The sequence below is a fragment of the Xanthomonas hortorum genome (genome assembly GCF_040279205.1).
GTDB classification, from domain to species: Bacteria; Pseudomonadota; Gammaproteobacteria; order Xanthomonadales; family Xanthomonadaceae; genus Xanthomonas; species Xanthomonas hortorum_F.
On sequence record NZ_JBEOLS010000038.1, the window covers coordinates 15,795 to 33,280 of the forward strand.

The 17,486-nt window shown below is 64.6% G+C and carries 18 protein-coding genes, 1 tRNA gene and 1 pseudogene; 4 read left to right on the plus strand and 16 right to left on the minus strand.

The window, feature by feature from the left end; all coding sequences use genetic code 11:
- The first annotated feature begins 84 nt into the window (after positions 1-84).
- Complete coding sequence (gene prpR, locus ABS769_RS14700; RefSeq protein WP_317061322.1) at positions 85-1,686, plus strand: propionate catabolism operon regulatory protein PrpR; 1,602 nt, start codon at positions 85-87, stop codon at positions 1,684-1,686.
- Between the two features lie 244 nt (positions 1,687-1,930).
- Here the strand turns inward: prpR and ABS769_RS14705 are convergent, their stop codons facing one another.
- Positions 1,931-2,257, minus strand: a complete 327-nt coding sequence (locus ABS769_RS14705; protein ID WP_006448403.1) for a hypothetical protein — start codon at positions 2,255-2,257, stop codon at positions 1,931-1,933.
- A 185-nt stretch (positions 2,258-2,442) separates the two neighbouring features.
- On the opposite strand from ABS769_RS14705, the gene ABS769_RS14710 reads away from it, so the two are divergent.
- Together ABS769_RS14710 and ABS769_RS14715 are read left to right on the plus strand one after the other, a co-directional pair.
- Positions 2,443-2,694 (plus strand): type II toxin-antitoxin system Phd/YefM family antitoxin, encoded by a 252-nt coding sequence (locus ABS769_RS14710; protein WP_317061311.1) that lies wholly within the window; start codon positions 2,443-2,445, stop codon positions 2,692-2,694.
- On the plus strand, positions 2,691-2,948 hold the full coding sequence (locus tag ABS769_RS14715; protein WP_317061310.1) for a Txe/YoeB family addiction module toxin: 258 nt from the start codon (positions 2,691-2,693) through the stop codon (positions 2,946-2,948). The genes ABS769_RS14710 and ABS769_RS14715 overlap by 4 nt, the downstream gene beginning before the upstream one ends.
- Positions 2,949-3,158: 210 nt before the next feature.
- Here the strand turns inward: ABS769_RS14715 and ABS769_RS14720 are convergent.
- From ABS769_RS14720 to ABS769_RS14780, 13 genes are all read right to left on the minus strand, one after another.
- Positions 3,159-3,233: transfer RNA gene (locus ABS769_RS14720), tRNA-Val, on the minus strand.
- Between the two features lie 282 nt (positions 3,234-3,515).
- Positions 3,516-3,869 carry a PilZ domain-containing protein gene (locus ABS769_RS14725; protein ID WP_003483889.1) on the minus strand — a complete coding sequence of 118 codons (354 nt, stop codon included), beginning with the start codon at positions 3,867-3,869 and terminating at the stop codon, positions 3,516-3,518.
- Positions 3,866-4,825, minus strand: a complete 960-nt coding sequence (locus tag ABS769_RS14730; protein ID WP_317061309.1) for a DNA polymerase III subunit delta' — start codon at positions 4,823-4,825, stop codon at positions 3,866-3,868. The genes ABS769_RS14725 and ABS769_RS14730 overlap by 4 nt, the downstream gene beginning before the upstream one ends.
- Positions 4,822-5,880 carry an endolytic transglycosylase MltG gene (gene mltG / locus ABS769_RS14735; RefSeq protein ID WP_430544150.1) on the minus strand — a complete coding sequence of 353 codons (1,059 nt, stop codon included), beginning with the start codon at positions 5,878-5,880 and terminating at the stop codon, positions 4,822-4,824. Before mltG ends, ABS769_RS14730 begins: the two co-directional genes overlap by 4 nt.
- Positions 5,881-5,946: 66 nt before the next feature.
- The gene (locus ABS769_RS14740; protein WP_317061308.1) at positions 5,947-7,302 is read right to left on the minus strand and encodes an aminodeoxychorismate synthase component I; all 1,356 of its coding nucleotides are present in this window, start codon (positions 7,300-7,302) and stop codon (positions 5,947-5,949) included.
- 170 nt (positions 7,303-7,472) lie between these two features.
- Entirely contained in the window at positions 7,473-8,708 is a 1,236-nt protein-coding gene (gene fabF, locus ABS769_RS14745) for a beta-ketoacyl-ACP synthase II (RefSeq protein WP_317061307.1), read from the minus strand.
- 140 nt (positions 8,709-8,848) lie between these two features.
- Positions 8,849-9,088, minus strand: a complete 240-nt coding sequence (acpP, locus tag ABS769_RS14750; protein ID WP_002814322.1) for an acyl carrier protein — start codon at positions 9,086-9,088, stop codon at positions 8,849-8,851.
- A 156-nt stretch (positions 9,089-9,244) separates the two neighbouring features.
- The gene (gene fabG, locus ABS769_RS14755; protein ID WP_317061305.1) at positions 9,245-9,988 is read right to left on the minus strand and encodes a 3-oxoacyl-ACP reductase FabG; all 744 of its coding nucleotides are present in this window, start codon (positions 9,986-9,988) and stop codon (positions 9,245-9,247) included.
- Between the two features lie 87 nt (positions 9,989-10,075).
- Complete coding sequence (fabD, locus tag ABS769_RS14760; RefSeq protein WP_317061304.1) at positions 10,076-11,020, minus strand: ACP S-malonyltransferase; 945 nt, start codon at positions 11,018-11,020, stop codon at positions 10,076-10,078.
- Between the two features lie 104 nt (positions 11,021-11,124).
- Positions 11,125-11,907 (minus strand): serine/threonine protein phosphatase, encoded by a 783-nt coding sequence (locus tag ABS769_RS14765; protein ID WP_317061303.1) that lies wholly within the window; start codon positions 11,905-11,907, stop codon positions 11,125-11,127.
- 60 nt (positions 11,908-11,967) lie between these two features.
- Positions 11,968-12,945, minus strand: coding sequence for a beta-ketoacyl-ACP synthase III (locus tag ABS769_RS14770; RefSeq protein ID WP_317061302.1), 978 nt, complete (start codon positions 12,943-12,945; stop codon positions 11,968-11,970).
- A gap of 88 nt (positions 12,946-13,033) precedes the next feature.
- Positions 13,034-13,228 (minus strand): 50S ribosomal protein L32, encoded by a 195-nt coding sequence (gene rpmF / locus ABS769_RS14775; RefSeq protein WP_003483870.1) that lies wholly within the window; start codon positions 13,226-13,228, stop codon positions 13,034-13,036.
- Between the two features lie 97 nt (positions 13,229-13,325).
- Complete coding sequence (locus tag ABS769_RS14780) at positions 13,326-13,835, minus strand: YceD family protein (protein WP_317061320.1); 510 nt, start codon at positions 13,833-13,835, stop codon at positions 13,326-13,328.
- Between the two features lie 111 nt (positions 13,836-13,946).
- On the opposite strand from ABS769_RS14780, the gene ABS769_RS14785 reads away from it, so the two are divergent.
- Positions 13,947-14,522 carry a Maf family protein gene (locus tag ABS769_RS14785; RefSeq protein ID WP_317061301.1) on the plus strand — a complete coding sequence of 192 codons (576 nt, stop codon included), beginning with the start codon at positions 13,947-13,949 and terminating at the stop codon, positions 14,520-14,522.
- Between the two features lie 130 nt (positions 14,523-14,652).
- On the opposite strand, the gene ABS769_RS14790 is transcribed toward ABS769_RS14785, so the two are convergent.
- Both ABS769_RS14790 and ABS769_RS14795 read right to left on the minus strand, forming a co-directional pair.
- Positions 14,653-16,485, minus strand: a complete 1,833-nt coding sequence (locus tag ABS769_RS14790; protein WP_317061300.1) for a hypothetical protein — start codon at positions 16,483-16,485, stop codon at positions 14,653-14,655.
- Positions 16,485-17,480: pseudogene (locus ABS769_RS14795) on the minus strand (glycosyltransferase family 2 protein). Before ABS769_RS14795 ends, ABS769_RS14790 begins: the two are co-directional and overlap by 1 nt.
- Positions 17,481-17,486: the final 6 nt, after the last annotated feature.

Here is a 17,486-nt window from a genome sequence, read left to right on the forward strand (position 1 = left end):
ATTTGACTGCCGAGACCATTTCAATTTGTTGCAAATCCGTAACGTGTGGAGCAGCATGAAACGTCATTGAAACGCGACTGCATGATGCGCACGCCCTCCATCCCCGAGCCTTCCGACGTCTCATCACCTGTGGTCTGGACCGTCAGCGTCTCGCGTCTGACCGGCCTGCTGGCCGATGTCATCCCCGAGTTCGACCAGCGCGCGCGCATCGAGCAGATCAATCTCGGCTTTGCCGAAGCGGTGGAGGTCATCGGCCAGCGTCTGCGCCGCGAGCGCTGCGACGTGCTGGTCGCCGGCGGCTCCAACGCCGCCTATCTGCGCAGCCGGCTTGCGCTGCCGCTGGCGCCGATCCAGGCCACCGGGTTCGATCTAATGGAAGCGCTGGCGCGCGCACGGCGTATCGCGCCGCGCATTGGCGTGGTCACCCACGCCACCGATGTGCCCTCGTTCCGCGCCTTCCAGGACAGCTTCGATCTCGACATCGAACACCGCCGTTTCGTCACCGCCGAGGACGCGCGCGATTGCATCGCCGACCTGCGCGCCAGCGGTATCCAGGTCATCGTCGGCACCGGCATGGCGATCGATTTCGCCGAACAGGCCGGCCTGCCCGGCGTGCTGTTGTATTCGGCAGAGTCGGTACGCCTGGCGCTTGAACACGCCATCGCCTTGGGCACCGCGCCCAGTAACGATCGCCCTACCGGCCGCACCGGCACACATCGCGCTCGCCGCACCGATGCATTGCTTGGCGAAGACAACCCAATGGCGCACGTGCGCGCGTTGGTGCAGCTGTACGCCCCGCATCCGGGCACCGTATTGATCAGCGGCGAGACCGGCACCGGCAAGGAACTGGTCGCGCGCCAGTTGCATGCCGGCAGCCGACGGCGCGGCCGTTTCGTCGCCATCAACTGCGGCGCCATCAGCGAATCGCTGCTGGAAGCGGAATTGTTTGGCTATAGCGACGGTGCATTCACCGGCGCCCGCCGCGGCGGGCACATCGGCCTGATCGAAGCCGCGCAGGACGGCACCTTGTTTCTCGACGAAATCGGCGAACTGCCGATGCCGCTGCAGACACGCTTACTGCGCGTACTGGAAGAGCGCGAAGTGCTACGTGTCGGCGCCACGCTGCCGGTCGCTGTCGACGTGCGCGTCGTCGCCGCCAGCCTGCAACCGCTGCAGACACTGGTCGAACAAGGACGCTTCCGCCGCGATCTGTTTTATCGGCTGGCAGCGCTGCGTATCGCACTGCCGCCGCTGCGCAACCGACCCAACGAAATCGCCTTGTTGCTAACGCATTACTTCCAGCAACTCGGCAGTATCCCTTCGCCACTGACACCGACAGCATTGCAGCGGCTGCAACAGCACGCATGGCCAGGCAACGTGCGCGAACTACGTAATCTGGTCGAACGCCTGTGTATCCACTGGAAGGCACAGCCACACGACCACCTGAGCCTGGATCAATTGGAAAGCTGGGCGCCAGAGCTATTCGACATACACCTTGGCGACAGCATAGAAGCTGTCCAACACACCGATCTTGCAGCCTCACGCATGCAACTCACTGCAGCAGCAGTAGGTGCAGCGCTCGAGCGAGCAAACGGCAATCGCGCCCTTGCCGCTCAAGCACTTGGCGTCTCGCGCACCACCTTGTGGCGCTGGATGCAGGCGCAGTCCTTGGCATCGCATGCTTGAGATGCAAACGCACACTTCGGCTTCGTGTGCTTAAGACGCAGCTGCGGGCTATGGCATCGCTTGTTCAGGACACAAACGCTGGGCTTTGGCAGCGAGTCTTTGAGAACGCAAGACTCGCGGTCAACGGTCAAAAACTAACGACACATTCCAAATGACCCAGTCGCTGCTACGGTGGCGATGCGATCACGTCGCCCATGCAACACCGCTCGATCCAGCGCACGCACGTTGAAGGAGCGCGTAGCGATCACTTGACCCGCGTGTACTCGCTATCGCCCGTGCTCAAATGGCCGGTCGCCTGATCGATCGCGTAATTCACGGTGCCATCCGCGCTGGACACCTGCAGTACGCCCTTATTCAAGATCGCCGGATGATTCTTTGTCTTGACGCCGCTGCCCAACAACTCCGGCGTGGTATCGCGAATGATGAAGCTCTCGCCATTGTGCTCGATGCTGAGCACGTTCTTCTGCGACTTCACGTTGACCCACTTGCCCACGTACTGCTCGCCCACATCGCGGGCACAGCCGGCCAGCAACACCATCGCAACCAAAGCACTTCCAAGCAGCGTCTTCATCGCCACTCCTTTTTCAACGCGGGGGTGTTGCAGGATGGCGATTCATTCGCTGGCCCGCAAGAAGCAGGCACAACCGGAATAGCATGACGGTCAGGGACGTTGGACCAGTTCGGAGGCCAGCAGACTGGACAGTTGACTCTCCCGGACGCATACGTACAATTTCCTGTACATATCTGGATCATCTCATGGACACCATCACCTACAGCGCCGCGCGTGCCTCTCTGGCCGACACCATGGACCGTGTCGTCAATGACCATGAGCCGGTGATCATTACACGCAGCGGTGAGCGCGCCGTAGTCATGTTGTCGCTGGAAGACTACAAGGCCATGGAAGAGACCGCTTACCTGCTGCGCAGCCCGAAGAGCGCGCAACGGCTGCTGGAATCCATTGCCCAGCTTGAGGCCGGTCGCGGCAAGGAAAGGGACCTGGCTGAGTGATTCTGCAGTTTGCTGACAATGCCTGGGAGGACTACCTCTACTGGCAACAGACCGACAGGAAGATGCTCAAGCGCATCAACGAGTTGATCAAGGCCATTCAGCGCGATCCTTTCCAGGGCATCGGCAAACCCGAACCGTTGCGCCACGCGTTGGCGGGCTATTGGTCGCGCCGCATCAACGACGAACACCGGATCGTTTACAAGGCCGAGAACGGCATCCTGTTGATTGCTCAGGCGCGCTACCACTACGCGTAATCCCTGCCCATCCGCGCCGCCGGCGACACCCGCCAAACGCAGCATTGGACAGCCACACCGAGTCGACGGCACCTCTGTCAGGCGGCATAAATGCTTCAACTGAAACACATGCCCAACGCCTTGCAGGACAGTTGCAGGACAACAAAAAGCCGGCACTTGGCCGGCTCTTTTCTTCTCGCGCTGAAACCCTTGTCTGCAACTGGATTTCGATGGTGGGCGGTACAAGGTTCGAACTTGTGACCCTTGCCGTGTGAAGGCAATGCTCTACCGCTGAGCTAACCGCCCGGTGACGCGAGCCGCACATTATAGGGCAGCTGTGGCGATCGTCAACAGGTTCATCCCCGGCGGTGGCGCTGCGGTCGAAAACGCCCCGTTCCGGTGAGTGGGTGCGGCGTTCCGGCTACTTGGCAGCGACCTCGGGGCGGCGGATTCCGTGCGGTTCAAACGCCCGTTCCCTTCGATGACCCGCTTGAAGACGAGGGCGATCACGCACACGCGGCTGCGCCACACCGCACTGCACACGCACACGCACACGCACACGCACACGCACACGCACACGCACACGCGTCACATCGTATGCGTCGGCTTATCCGAAGTCGTCAACCCCGCCAGCAGCGTCTCGATCTTGTTGCGCACCGCCTCGCCTTCCGGGCCATCCGGAAACTGCACGCCGATACCGGCAGCGCGGTTGCCCTGCGCGCCGGCGGGTGTGGTCCAGATGACCTTGCCGGCGACCGGCAGGCGCTCGCTGGAGTCCGGCAGCGTCAGCAGCAGGAACACTTCGTCGCCGAGCATGTAGCGCTTGGGCGTGGGCACGAAGATGCCGCCGCCTTTCACGAACGGCATGTAGGCGCTGTAGAGCGCCGGTTTGTCCTTCAGCGCCAGCGACAAAATGCCTTGGCGTGCATTCATTGCACTCATCGAGTTCCCCTAGAACGTACCGGACGCTCTCCCTCGCGCCAGGACAGCAACAATTCCGTCACCGCCAGATCGGCGCGGACGGTGGTGCGCAGCAGATCGCGCGTGCGATTGGCGGCGTCGAACCAGGTCGCCAGCTTGTGCAACCGCGATGGATCGGTCAAGCCGGCCGATGCCTGTGCCAGCGCCAGGTCGGCGGCGTGGCGCAGACGCTGGTCGGCCTGGCCGTCGTTGGTCCAGCGCTGCGCAACATCCACTGCGCTGGCGCGCCCGGCGGCGATCTGCTCCAGGTCCTGCGCCACCGTGCGACGTACCGCCAGGCCATCTTCGCGCAACCACTGCGCGGCGAGCCCCGGATGGCCGCGTGCGGCCTCCAGCGCTTCCTGTGCAGCCCGCTCGCCAACGCCTTGCGACAGCAACCAGGCCAGCGCCTCGTGCGCGGGCGGCAGCTTGAATTCCAGGCGCTGGCAGCGGCTGCGGATGGTCGCCGGCAAGCGCGCCGGCTGCGCGCTGATCAGCCACAGGTAGCGACCCGGCGAGGGTTCCTCCAGTGTCTTGAGCAAGGCGTTGCAGGCAGCGCGATTGATCGCATCGGCCGGGTCCACGATCACCACCTGCGCGATGCCGTACTGCGGGGTCAGCGAGAGCTTCTGCGAAATCTCGCGCACCTGCTCGATCACGATCTCGGTGCGCAGCTTGTCGCCGGTGCGGTTGGGAATGAACGAGATCAACTGCAGGTCCGGGTGGGTCCCGGCCGCGATCAGCTGCCGGCTGCGCTGCGCCAGCGCCGGGTCCGGCGAGCTGGCCAGCACGTGCTCGGCCAGTGCCAGCGCGACCGCGCGCTTGCCCAGGCCATCCGGCCCGCAGATCAGCAAGCCATGCCCGAGGCGGCCGGCGTCCAGTGCCGCCAGCGTCTGATCGTAGGCGCGCTGTTGCCAGGGCGAGAACGTAGTGGTCATGGAGTGGACTCCGGTTGCGGCAGGCGGCGGCGCTGCAGGTAACGCGCCACCGCCGCATTGTGCTCGGCCAGCGTGGCCGAGAACGCATGCGCGCCGGTGCCATCGCCGACCGCGACAAAGTACAGCGCCTGGCCGGGCGCCGGGCGCACCGCTGCCAGCAAGGCTTCACGGCCCGGCATGGCGATCGGGGTCGGGGTCAGGCCGGTACGCGTGTACGTGTTGTACGGCGTATCGGTGGTCAGATCGCGACGGCGGATATTGCCGTCGTAGCTGCTGCCGATGCCGTAGATCACGGTGGGATCGGTCTGCAGCTTCATGCCCAGCTGCAGGCGGCGCAGGAACACACCGGCGATCAGCGGTCGCTCGGAGCCCAGCGCGGTTTCTTTTTCGATGATCGAGGCCAGGATCAGCGCCTGCTCCGGCGAGCCGAGCGGCAGATCGGGGGCGCGCTGCTCCCAGGCCTGCGCCAACGCCTTGTCCATCGCCACATGCGCGCGCTTGAGCACGTCCAGATCGCTGTCGCTGCGCTGGTAGAGATAGGTTTCCGGCAGGAAGCGGCCTTCCGGATGCTGGTTGGCGAAACCCAGCCGCGCCATCAGCGCCGCATCGTCCAGCGCGCCGATGGATTGCTGCAGCGGCGTGGCGGTCGCCAGCGCAGCGCGTAGCTGACGGAAATTCCAGCCTTCCACGATCGTGAAGCGGTACTGGATCACCCGGCCCTGGCGCATGCGTTCGAGCAACTCGCGCGGCGAGAGAGCCGGCGCCAGCGCGTATTCGCCCACCTTGAGTTTGCCGGCCGCATCGACCTGGCGCGCGAGCAACTGCCATTCCAGGTCGGTGCCCTGCGCCACGCCGACGGCGCGCAACTTGCGCAGCGTGGCCTTGAGCGAATCGCCGGGCGCAATCACCACGCTGGGCGCGCTCGCGCTCACCGGTGTCTCGGCGAAGTGCAGGTAATGCCGCCACGCCACCACAGCCGCAATCGCCAGCAGCGCCGCGAGCAACAGTGCCGTGCCCAGCACGGCCAGACATCCACGTTTGCCAGTCACCGCCACACGTACCTCGTCATTGCCCCAGCGCCGCGCAGGATACCGCGCGCCGGTGATGTCCCGTTGAAGCGCTCATGCCTGGTCCAAGGCGCGCAGCACGCCACGCGCCTTGGCGCGGGTTTCGTCCAGCTCGCGCTGCGGATCCGAGTCCACCACGATCCCGGCCCCGGTGCGGAAATGCACCTGGCTCCCGGCCACTTCGGCGGTGCGGATCAGGATATTCAGATCCATGTCGCCATCGCGATTGAGCCAGCCGAACGCACCCGTATAGGCGCCACGTGCGGTGCATTCGAGCTCGGCGATGATCTGCATGCAGCGAACCTTTGGGCAGCCGGTAATGGTGCCGCCGGGAAACACCGCTGCGATCACCTCGCCGGGCGTGACCTCGGCGCGCAGGCGGCCGCGCACATTGCTGACGATGTGGTGCACATGCGCGTAGCTTTCCACGCCCATCAGCTCGTCCACTTCCACCGTTCCGGGCGCACAGATGCGGCCCAGGTCGTTGCGCTCCAGATCGATCAGCATGACGTGCTCGGCGCGTTCCTTCGGGTGGCCGACCAGCTCGCGGATGCGTGCGGCATCGTCGTCGCCGGCAAAGCGCGCACGGGTGCCGGCGATCGGGCGCGTCTGCACCACATCGCCCTGCACCGACACCAGTCGCTCCGGCGATGAACTCACCACCGCGCGTCCTGCCGCCACAAATAGGCCGGCAAACGGTGCGGGGTTGGCGGCGCGCAGTCGCGCATGCAATGCAGCCGGATCGACCGCAGCAGCGAATACCGCATGCCAGGCGCGCGAGATATTGGCCTGAAACACGTCGCCAGCGCGCAGATAGGCGAGCACGCGTTCCACTGCATCGATGAAACGCTCCGGCACGTCTTCTTCGATGGCGACCGGCGCAACCCACTCAGGCAACGGCGGCAATGCGGCGCAGGCGGCGATGTCTTCAGCGATGCGCGCCAGCAAGTCTTCGCGCCCCGGCTCGGCCAGTGCGATGCAATGGCCATCTACCCGATCGCGCAACACCGCGGCCGGCGCACGCAAGGCGAGCGCTGTCGGCAAGTGATCCTCGCGCGCGGGCAACTGCAGAATCGGCTCGACCTGCGTGGCCAGTTCGTAATCCAGCAACACCGCCCAGCCGCCACGAAATGGCCACGGACTTGTCGCATCGTGCGGCACGCGCTCGGCTCGCCAGGCTGCATCCAGCGCAGCCAGAAAGCCGCCTTCCAGCACGCGTCCGTCGCCATCGCGCGTGTGCCCATCGGCGTCGAGCCGCAGACTGGCACCTTCTGCAAGCAGCAAGACATCCCAGCGACCGTGCTCGGTACCGAAGGCGGTGGATTCGAGCAAGGCCGGATAGCGCTGCGGCGCCAGCCGATGCAGCGCCAGCAGGTCGATGTCCGCATGCAGGGATCTGGTGAGCGTCATCGGCCTGGTTTGGCGTAGGGTGCTAGAGCGCGCCGCCCTGCTGCAACTGCAGAGGGCGAGCGACGATGGAATCGGGCTGTGAATCAGAAATCAGGCCGCGCGGACGCGTCGCGCGCGGCGGCTAAAACTAGCTTGCGTGCCGTTCTCCGTAAAAAGAACGGCCCGCCAACTCAGAGGCGCTTGAACACCAGCGTACCGTTGGTGCCGCCGAAGCCGAAGCCGTTGGACATCACCGCGTCCACCTGCACTTCGCGCGCCACGTTCGGCACGTAATCCAGGTCGCAGCCTTCGCTGGGCTCTTCCAGGTTGATGGTCGGCGGGATGATGCCGGTATGCAGCGCCATCACCGAGAAGATCGCTTCCACGCCGCCGGCCGCGCCGAGCAGATGACCGGTCATCGACTTGGTCGAACTGACCATGGTCTTGTAGGCGTGGTCGCCCAATGCGCGCTTCATTGCCATCGTCTCGGCCAGATCGCCCAGCGGCGTGGAGGTGCCGTGCGCGTTGAGGTAACCGATCTGCTCGGGGTTGAGTTTGGCATCGCGCATCGCCGCAACCATGCTGCGCGCCGCGCCTTCGCCGTCTTCGCTGGGGGCGGTCATGTGGAACGCATCGGAGCTGGCGCCGAAGCCGACCAGCTCGGCATAGATACGCGCACCACGCGCCTTGGCGTGTTCGTATTCTTCCAGCACCAGAACGCCGGCGCCGTCGCCCAGCACGAAGCCATCGCGCTGCTTGTCCCAGGGGCGCGAGGCGGCGGTCGGGTCGTCGTTGCGGGTGGACATCGCCTTCATTGCGCAGAAACCGCCCACCGAACTCGGCGAGGACCCGCGCTCGGCGCCGCCGGCCAGCATCACGTCGGCATCGCCGTACTGGATCATCCGCATCGCGGTGCCGATCGAATGATTGGAGGTGGCGCAGGCAGAAACAGCCGAGAACGTCGGGCCCTTCAGGCCTTTGATCAGGCTCACCTGGCCGGGCAGCATGTTGATGATGGTGCTGGGCACATAGAACGGCGAAATCTTGCGCGCGCCGCCCTCATGGAATTTGATGGTCTGCTCTTCGATACCGAGCAGCCCGCCGATGCCGGAGCCGAGAATGGCGCCCACGCGTTCGGCATTGCTTTCGTCGATCTCCAGCCCGGAATCGTCCAGCGCCATGAACGAAGCGCCGACGCCGTAGTGGATGAACGAATCCATCTTCTTGACGTCCTTGGCGGACACAAAAAGCGTGGGGTCGAAATTCTTGATCTCACCCGCGATCTTGGTGGTGAACTGCGAGGCATCGATCTGCGTGATCGGGCCAATGCCTGAGCGCCCGTGGATGATTCCATCCCAGCTGGTGGCCAGATCATTGCCCAGCGGCGACACCATGCCCATGCCGGTAACGACAACACGACGACTCATTGCAGATCTCCTCACCACGCAACAAACGGTGCTTGCGGTTTGCGATTAACGCTGAAAAACACAGGGCCGCATCAGCGGCCCCATGGAATGTCTGACGCAGCAGCGGCATGACGCACGCCGCCGCGGCCAGGAACAACGCATCAGCTCTTGACGTGAGCCTTCACGTAGTCGATCGCCTGCTGGACCGAGGTGATCTTTTCAGCCTCTTCGTCCGGGATCTCGCACTCGAACTCTTCTTCCAGCGCCATCACCAGCTCGACGGTGTCCAGCGAGTCGGCACCCAGGTCATCGACGAACGATGCGCTGGTGGTGACTTCCTCTTCCTTGACGCCGAGTTGTTCGACGACGATTTTCTTGACGCGTTCTTCGATGGTGCTCATTTGGGATATCGCTCCGGATGGAGTAGTGGTGGTACGAAAAAAACGCCATCGCCGCTGCGATGGCCGCGTTGGATAGTGTAGTGGAAGCGACCGAGCGTTGCATTGCATCACAACTCCCGGCCGATCAGCCACTTAGCGCCTCCCGGCGCCGCACGCTCACGGCATGTACATGCCGCCGTTGACGTGCAGGGTCTCACCGGTGATGTAACGGGCACTCGGGCCGGCCAGGAATGCCACCGCATTGGCGATGTCCTCCGGCTGTCCCAAGTGGCCAAGCGCGATCTGCTGCAGCAAGGCGGTCTTGGCCTCGTCCGGCAGCGCCTTGGTCATGTCGGTATCGATGAAGCCGGGCGCCACCACATTCACGGTGACCCCGCGCGAGCCGATTTCCTTGGCCAGCGACTTGGAGAACGCGATGATGCCGGCCTTGGCGGCGGCATAGTTGGTCTGCCCGGGATTGCCGGTCACACCCACCACCGAGGCGATGTTGACGATGCGACCCTTGCGCGCCTTCATCATGCCGCGCATCACCGCCTTGGAGGTGCGGAACACGCTGGTCAGATTGGTGTCGATGATCGCCTGCCAGTCGTCTTCCTTCATCCGCATCAACAGGTTATCGCGGGTGATCCCGGCGTTGTTGACCAGAATCGAGATCGCCCCGAACTCCTTGCCGATCGCATCGATCAGGCCATCGACCGCAGTTGCGTCGGTGACATCGAGTTCGCGCCCGTGACCGCCGTGGGTGGCCAAGCGCTCGCCGATCGCCGCAGCGCCGGACGCCGAAGTGGCAGTGCCGATGACAGTGGCGCCCTGGGCGGCCAGCGTGTCGGCAATGGCCGCGCCGATCCCGCGACTGGCGCCGGTGACCAGGGCGATCTCACCCTGCAGTGGCTTGCTCATGAATTCTTTTCCTCGAAGGGGGACGTCGCAACCGTGATTGCGAACGCTGAGGGAGGCCGGCATGACACCGGCGTATGCGTCGGAGGATCAGTGCGTCCACGCCTCAAGCGCGCCAGCGTAATCGGCAGGCGTGGCCAGAGGACGCGCATCCAGGCTCTTGTCGATGCGCTTGATCAGCCCGCTCAGCACCTTGCCCGGGCCGCATTCGGCGATCCGGGTGATGCCCTGCGCAGCCAGCGCCTGCACGCAGCCGGTCCACTGCACCGGCAGATACAGCTGCTCGGCCAGGGCCCTGCGAATCGCCTCGCTGCCGTCGTGCACGCGTGCATCCACGTTCTGCACCACCGGAATCTGCGGGGCATGCCAGCTCAGGCCGGCCATCGCCTCGCTGAGCTGGTTGGCCGCATCGCGCATCAACGGGGTGTGCGAAGGCACGCTCACCGCCAGCTTGACCGCCTTGCGTACGCCGCGCTCGGCCAGCAAGGCCAGCGCGCGATCCACTGCGGCCGCATCGCCACCGATGACGATCTGACCCGGCGAATTGAAGTTGGCCGGCACCACCACCTGGCTGCCCGCCGCCTCGGCACAGACCTCCAGCACCAGCGCATCCTCGGCACCCAGCACCGCCGCCATCGCGCCGACACCGGCGGGCGCGGCGGCCTGCATGAACTGGCCGCGCAGCCGTACCAGGTGCGCACCGTCGTGCAGCGACAAGGCACCGGCCGCGACCAATGCGGTGTATTCACCCAGGCTGTGGCCAGCCAGCACCGCGGGGCGTTGCCCGCGCTGCGCGTTCCACAACCGCCACACCGCCACGCCCGCGGCCAGCAAGGCCGGCTGGGTGTATTCGGTGCGGTTGAGCATCTCTTCCGGGCCGCCCTGCGACAGCGCCCACAGGTCGACGCCCGCGCCTTCGGAGGCTTCGGCGAAGGTTTCGCGGATCTGCGGATGCAGCTCGGACAGTTCGGCCAGCATCCCTAAGGACTGCGAGCCCTGGCCGGGAAACACGAAGGCGAGAGTGGATTCGGTCACGCGTTGCTGCCTACAAAAATCGAGCCGGGATAATACGTGCGAAATCGCCCTGGCGTCTGTACTGCCGCGTATGCAAGACCCGGCCAGCGCGACCGCCGGCACACTTACAGCAAGGCGTTGAGCAGGTCCATTTCGCCATCGGCCAGCCAGTCCACGCACATGACCAGCACCAGCACCACGGCCAAGGAGGTCGCCGCGTGGATGGCCAGGATGGCGCGCGCCAGTGCCCCGGCAGAGCGACCCAGGCGACCGCTGAGCTGCGCAAACCGCTGCAATCGTCCGGTCACCACATGCGCATGCGCCGCCACGGCCGGGCCGGCCGCATCGAAAGCGCCCGTCATCAACCGCTGCAGCACCTCGCGGCGGCCGCGGTAGTACTTGGCCACGCCGTAGCCAAACACCAGCCAGTCGCGCGCCTGGGCCTGCGCCAGGTCCATCACTTCCAGCGGATCCTCTTCGAAATCGATGAAGCCGACCGCCTGCCCGTCGAAGGTCATGTTGCGCGGAAGCGGTTGGCCGAAATACGCGCCATCACGATGGGCGTCGGCAATGGCGGCCACCGCCAGCGCAATCAGGCGGTCGCGTTCGGGCGCATCGGCCTCGCGCAGGCAACTGGCAAAGGAGCGGCCGTTGTCGCTGAGCACCAGTGCCGCCTGCCCGCAACCGACCACACGCGGCACATTGACCGCTTGCGCCTGCAGTTCGCCGAGCCGGCGCGCTTCCACATCGCGCGCGGCATCGCCGCCACGGTGCGGCGGTGGACGCAAGGCGTCCAGGCCCCAGCGGCGGGCGACAAAATTGAGTGCTCCGAGCGAGACCGCCCGGTTGTCGCGGCGGTACTGCTTCAGCCAGACGCGCTGTCCGGCGATGACGATGGGTTCTGCCATAACGGGTCCGTCCCTGACGCTGTCAGGCATCGCCGGCGGACGCGACGATGCCTGCGGAACTCAGTAGCGCAGCAGCGCCGAGCCCCAGGTAAATCCACCACCGAACGCTTCCAGCAGCAGCAATTGACCACGCTGCACGCGACCGGAGCGAACCGCTTCGTCCAGCGCCAACGGCACCGAGGCCGAGGAGGTGTTGCCGTGGCGATCCACGGTGACCACCACTTGATTCATCGGCAGCTCCAAGCGCTTGGCGGTGGCTTCGATGATGCGCATGTTGGCCTGATGCGGGATCAGCCAATCCAGGTCGCCCTTGCCCAGGCCATTGGCCGCCAGCGTCTCGTCGACCACCGAGTCCAGTGCCTTGACCGCGTACTTGAAGACCTCGCTGCCCTTCATCAGCAACACGCCGCCGCCGTTCTTGCCTTCGCCGAAACCGACCGACACGCCGACCGGATCCCACAACAGCTCTTTCTTGCTGCCATCGGCGTGCAGATGGGTGCTGAGGATGCCGGTTTCTTCGTCGGCCTTGAGCACCACCGCGCCAGCACCATCGCCGAACAGCACGCAGGTGGTGCGATCAGTCCAGTCGACGATACGGGTCAGCGTCTCTGCACCGACCACCAACACGGTCTTGGCGTCACCGCTGCGGATGAACTTGTCGGCCACACTGAGCGCGTAAATGAAGCCCGAGCAGGCGGCATTGACGTCGAACGCACCGCAACCGACATTGCCCAGCCGTGCCTGCAACAGGCAGGCCGTGGACGGGAAGATCAGGTCGGGAGTGGTGGTGCCGACCACGATCAGGTCGATCTCGTCGGCGGTGACGCCGGCCGCTTCGATCGCCTTCAGCGAGGCGAAATACGCCAGATCGCTGGTGGTCTGGTCGTCGGCGACGATATGACGCTCACGGATACCAGTGCGCGAGAAGATCCATTCATCGCTGGTGTCGACGATCTTGGACATATCGTCGTTGGTCAACACCTTTTCGGGCAAATAGCTACCCGTGCCCGCGATTCTGGAATAGATCCGCTTGCTCATGCTGTTTCCTATTGCAAGAGCCGCGGTGACCGACGGCTCCGGAAGAATCGAGGGTCGCCCAGCCGCAGAGTGCGGCGGGCGCCACGGATCAATCTTCTTGGACGGCCGACGACTTGGTCGCGATCACCTTCTTGCCGCGGTAGTAACCGTCAGCGGTGATGTGGTGACGCAGATGGATCTCGCCGCTGGTCGGATCGGTCGACAGCTGCTTGGCGGTCAGGGCATCGTGCGAACGACGCTGGCCGCGACGGGACGGGGTGACTCGGGATTTCTGCACAGCCATGGGATTGCTCCAACTTAAGTTCGATAACTTGTCTGTCGAGTCGAACAGGACGCTCTACGCCCGCGTCGACCTGTCTTTCCGCCCTTAACAGCGGCGGTTACTGTTTCTTCAACGCTGCCAGCGCCGCGAACGGACTGGCCTTGTCTTGCTCTTCCTGGGTCGGAACCCACTCGGCCTCGACGACTTCGCTTCCCGGCGCCATTGGCACCACCGGTACCGACAACACCAGCTCGTCCTCGACCAGATCCACCGCCCGCAGCATGCCATCTTCAGGCACCAGCAGCGCTTCGTATTCGGCCGGCAATGCAGCTTCGTCGGCCTCGTCACGGATCAAACCAAGACGCTGTCTGATTTGCACCGGATACAGAAACCGTTGCAGGGTGCGCTGGCACGCCAGCGGCAGCTCGACATCGAGACTGAGTTCGACATAAGCGACCTTCAACAGATTGTCCTGGTCGAATTCAAGCGAATAGACACATTCGCCCTCGGCATCGACAAGGCTTCCTTGCAGACGGGTCATCGCAGAGAGCGGGATGCGGCCATCGAAGCGCCTGCGCGCTGCGACCATCCGCCAAGCATCCAGCATTTCGGGTACGTTCGCGGACATAAGCCGCAGAATGTTAAAGACCCGCAGGTTCCGTGTCAAATGCGCCCATTCACACATGCCACGCGGCGCGGCGGCTGGCAGACTCCCCTGCCCGTCCCTTCACAGCACGCCATGATGCCACGCCTGATCCTTGCCTCAACTTCCGTCTACCGGCGTGAGCTGCTCGGCCGCTTGCAACTGGATTTCAGCACCGCCCGGCCGGAGGTGGACGAGCAGGCACAACCCGGAGAAATCCCCGGCGCTCTGGCCAGCCGTCTTGCTGCGGAGAAAGCTGCAGCGGTAGCGGCGCACGTCCCGGATGCCTGGGTGATCGGCTCGGATCAGGTGGCCGACCTGGACGGCCAGGCCCTGGGCAAGCCGGGAACGCTGGACCAGGCGCGCGCGCAGCTGACTGCAATGTCCGGCCGCGTGGTGCGCTTCCACACCGCCGTGAGCCTGGTCGGCCCGGAGCGCAGCTTGCATGCGCAGGATCTCACCGAAGTACAGCTACGTCCGCTGACGCCCGCCGAGATCGAGCGCTACCTGGCCGCCGAGCCAGCGCTGGATTGCGCCGGCAGCTTCAAGTGCGAAGGCCTGGGTATCAGCCTGTTCGACGCCATCCGCTCGGAAGACCCCACCGCACTGGTCGGCCTGCCGCTGATCGCGCTGGCGCGGTTGTTGCGGCAGGCGGGGTTTGACCTGCCCTGACTGAGCATGCCGCACGCGTGATGGTTACAGGCGGACGTCGCGTATGCGAAGTGCACGAGCGCAAACCGTACGCGGCGGCTGTTTCAGCATTAACCTTGCAGACAAGCGACGCTTGTGGGCGGGCACGACCCTACTCGGGTCGAGCCAGCTGACAGAACTGATACGGGTACTGCGCCCGCCCCACGTACGAGGAAAGCGTGCGGCAGCGCGTGGGATCCAGCGTCAGCCCGTATGCGGCCAGGCGCTGCTGCACGGCGCCGCGCACCGCACTGTCTGCGGCCGCAATGTCGATTGCCCTTGCCTTGGGCACATTGAGCACGCAGCGGCCTGGCTGCGAGGTCTCCAGCTCAGCACGCAGGCCATGCGCAACCAACCACCGCAGATGCGTGCACTGCGGCTGGACATCCCAGCCAACTTGCTTCGCCCAGCGATTCATTCGGTCGATACGCAACTGCTGCTTATCGCGCGCTGCACCCAACATGGCGTAGAGCTGCGGTCGCTCGGCGATCAACGCACGCACGCGCTGGCGGTACTGATCGGTCTCGGAGATATTGGTGGCCACGCCGATATAACGTGCCTGCTGCGGAAGCAGCGGCACCCGCCACGATTGCGGCTCGTCGCCGACCAATAACACCGTGGACGCAGATGGATCGCCTAACGCCGGTTGCTGCACCTGAAAACTCTCACGTGCCCAGGCTTCGTGACCCCAATCCTTCCATCCGAGCACCGCGACCAGCGCACACAGTCCGATCAACCAGGCGGCATTGCGATTGGCGCGTGTTGCGAATGCATGCTGGCACACGATCCAGAGCACCATCGGCGCAAGCAGCTCCAACACGACCAGATAGCGATGAATGCTGAAAATTGCCTGCCACAGCGCGTAGGCAACGCCAAAAAACACCAGCAAGACAGCGGCTGAGCGCTCGAGCCCGACTGGCCGCACTGACCGGCGCAGCACAGTCCGCCCGGCAGCGACCAGCACCACCGCATACAACACCGCCCACCCTGCCTGCACCAGGCCAAGATCGCCGATGCGCTGCGGCTTAAACGTAAACAGCAGCGGCCAGACCAGCTGTTCACTGATGCTGCGCGGCAACCAACGCACATCGGCGATCGACACCGGCTGCGCCAGCGGAGATTTGAACACACCGTTGAATTGCGGAAACAACGGGTTGCCAAAGTGTTTCCAGACCTGCAAATACCAAGGCCAGGCCACCAGCAACAACACCAGCGTCGCAACGCAGGAGAGCACACTCAGGCCAAGCACGCGCGAGCGCAGGCGCCCGGCATCGCACAGCACTGCAGGTGCCAGTGCCAGCGCGTAGAGCGCATTAGTGAGCTTGAGCGAGACAGCCAGACCGATCAATGCGCCAGCGATGCCCCATAGATGCAAGGCGTGCGCGCCCTGACGCGCCCGCGCTTGCGCCGAGAGCACGATCGCCAACGCTGTCAACACCGGGATCGCGCTGGCGGTATCGCCCATGGTGCCGCCAAGTTCGGACAGAAACACCGCGCTGCACATGCCGGCCACTGCAAACAGCGGCGCCCATTGGGCGCGTCGCGATTGCTCGGCCAATATGCGCCATGCCACTGCCGCCACCGGCACGAACACCACCGCATGCAGGGCACCCAGCAGCAGCCCTGCCACCGGCCCGGGAAGCTGCAGCATCAACCAGGCATGCAGCACATCGAGCAATGGGCTGAAGTAACTCTGCATCTGCGCCGGAGCCAGATCCACGCCCAGCCGACCGTGTGCCCAGGCATCGCCGATATACAGGTGATAGTTGCGCAGATCCCAGTTGGCGTCCTGGCCCAAGCCCAGCGACAGCAGCGCACCCAACAGCAACACCACGAACGCCGCCGAGACGATCTGGCGTGGCGAATGAAAGCCGAAATGGCGATCTAACCAGCACAACACCCGCTGTCGCCGGTTGACCGGAGTCGATGTCGCGATGGGTGCCATCAGCGTGCAGCTCCATGCGCGCGCGAAGCGACAAGCGTGCCGACGCCCGGCTCGGCCAGATACGCCAGATGCTTGGCTTCGACGCGTCCGCGTGTGACCGTGTCCAGGATCAGCCCGCACGCCAGCAATAGGAACCCCAGCAGCATCAGCGCCACACACAGGATCGCCGTGGGAAAGCGCGGCACCAGACCGGTCTGGAAATAGGTTTCGAACAACGGAATCGCCAGCACGATCGACAGCGTGGCGCTGAACAGAAAACCGATCGAAAAGAACAACAATGGCCGCTCGGCCTTGAACAATTTGGCAATGGTGGTGAGGATGCGCCAGCCATCGCGCCAGGTATTCAACTTGCTTTGCGAACCTTCCGGGCGCACGCCGTAGGCGGTTTCGACCTCGGCCACCGGCATGCGCAACTGCAGTGCGTGCACGGCCAGTTCGGTTTCGGTTTCGAAGCCCTGCGCATGCGCCGCGAAGGATTTGACATAGCGCCGCGAGAACACGCGATAGCCGGACAACATGTCGTCGAAACTACGACCGAACAGCAGCCCGGCGCAACGGGTCAGCAGGACGTTGCCGAAGCGATGACCGGGCCGATAGGCGGCCTGCTGCTGGTCGCGCCGCGCGCCGACCACCATATCCAGGCGCTCGTCGATCAACTTGCGCACCAGCAGCGGAGCGGCAGCCGCGTCGTAAGTGGCATCGCCATCGACCAGCACGTAGATATCGGCCTCCACATCGGCGAACCCACGCCGCACCACGTTGCCTTTTCCCTGCAACGCAACGCGACATACCTACGCGCCTGCCGCCGCTGCAATCGCTGCGGTGGCGTCGCTGGAATTATTGTCCAGCACATGGATCGCTGCGCCCGGCAGGGCCGCAGCAAACGCGCCAACCACCGACGCGACCGTTGCCGCCTCGTTATGGCAAGGCACCAGCACAGCGATTCGAATCCCGGACACGGGAATGGGATGCATAACAGTCAGGGCGTCGGTCATTGCGTG